Source organism: Meiothermus sp. (assembly GCF_025056915.1).
GTDB lineage: Bacteria > Deinococcota > Deinococci > Deinococcales > Thermaceae > Meiothermus.
In genome coordinates, this window is sequence record NZ_JANWVH010000188.1 from 1 (window position 1) to 551 (window position 551).

1 protein-coding gene, 1 tRNA gene and 1 pseudogene are annotated in these 551 nt (G+C 56.6%); 1 reads left to right on the plus strand and 2 read right to left on the minus strand.

Annotated features, from left to right (window positions below; genetic code table 11):
* Positions 1-265, minus strand: a 265-nt coding sequence (locus NZN28_RS14590; RefSeq protein ID WP_367275846.1) for a D-aminoacyl-tRNA deacylase, incomplete at its 3' end; no start/stop codon positions are given.
* 36 nt (positions 266-301) lie between these two features.
* Here NZN28_RS14590 and NZN28_RS14595 point away from each other — a divergent pair.
* Positions 302-377 (plus strand) — tRNA-Lys (locus NZN28_RS14595).
* Here the strand turns inward: NZN28_RS14595 and NZN28_RS14600 are convergent.
* Positions 356-551, minus strand: a pseudogene (locus tag NZN28_RS14600) (hypothetical protein); the annotation flags it as partial. The gene NZN28_RS14595 and the pseudogene NZN28_RS14600 overlap by 22 nt on opposite strands.

Genomic DNA, 551 nt, shown 5'->3' on the forward strand with positions numbered 1-551 from the left:
CGCCTCCGCCAACATCGCTCAAAGAACGGTTCATTTTGCCAGCCTCGTCTGGAAAAATTCGGAGCGTGAGAATTTTTTGGATGAGCCAATCGGCGTCCTGTTCCGTGTCCTGTTGTCCAATACCCACAAACACGAGCAAACCCCGGCCAATCTGGCCTACCACTCGCCCGTCCACATGGACGGCGGCGCGGCTGACGCGTTGAATCAAGGCGCGCATGCTCCGAGTGGATACGGAACGAATGGGAGTAAGTCGAGCCTCTTGCATGAGGTGCGGGGCTTTGATACGGTTTTTTCAGCCGGTGCGCCCTTAGCTCAATTGGCAGAGCAAGTGACTCTTAATCACTAGGTTGTAGGTTCAAGTCCTACAGGGCGCACCAGATTCATTTTTTCCCTGCATCCGCGCGGCGAAATACTCGATGGTCTCTTTCAACCCTCTCGCCAGCGAGCTGCGCGGTTCAAAGCCGGTCGCCAACAATCGCTGGATGGACGCCACAGAATGTTTCACATCGCCGGGACGTTCCGGGCCGTAGCGAATCTCGGAACGCGAGCCG